The 536-nt window shown below is 71.1% G+C and carries 1 protein-coding gene; it reads right to left on the bottom strand.

Features of this window, described 5'->3' with window-relative positions:
* Positions 1 to 522, bottom strand: a 522-nt coding sequence (locus ABD901_RS58900; protein ID WP_345145174.1) for a condensation domain-containing protein, incomplete at its 3' end; no start/stop codon positions are given.
* Between the last annotated feature and the right edge of the window lie 14 nt (positions 523 to 536).

Below are 536 nucleotides of genomic sequence, written 5' to 3'. Positions count from 1 at the left end.
CAACGTCGCCCGGAACAACGGCCCCACCGCCAGATCGAACGGCACCACCCCATCCGCCGCCAACCACGCCCGCGCCGCCGCGACGGGGTCCGGCTCCCCGGACACGTCCACCACCGGCAGCTCGAACCGCCCCGGCGCCGGATCGATCACCTGATACGGCACACCGTCGTCACCCACGACCAGCCGCGTCCGCAACACCTCGTGCCGCGCCACCAACCCGCCCAACGCCCGCGCCAGGGCGGCAACATCGACGCCGCTGTCGAACCGCACGGCCATCGGCATGTTGTACTCAACCGAACCCGGCTCCAACTGCGCCAGGAACCACAACCGCTGCTGCGCAAACGACAACGGCAACAACCCATCCCGGCCAACCGGCACCACCGGCGGAACCACCACACCCGGCACCGCCGCCGCAACCACCCCAGCCAGACCCGCCACCGTCGGCGCATCGAACAACGCCGCCACCGGCACCTCAACCCCGAACACCGCCCGCACCCGCGACACCACCTGCGTCGCCAACAACGAATGCCCACCCA

This window comes from Dactylosporangium darangshiense (assembly GCF_039537565.1).
In the GTDB taxonomy this organism is placed as follows: domain Bacteria; phylum Actinomycetota; class Actinomycetes; order Mycobacteriales; family Micromonosporaceae; genus Dactylosporangium; species Dactylosporangium darangshiense.
The sequence above is the reverse complement of the archived record's forward strand: the minus strand, read 5'-3'. Positions and strand labels throughout refer to the sequence as shown.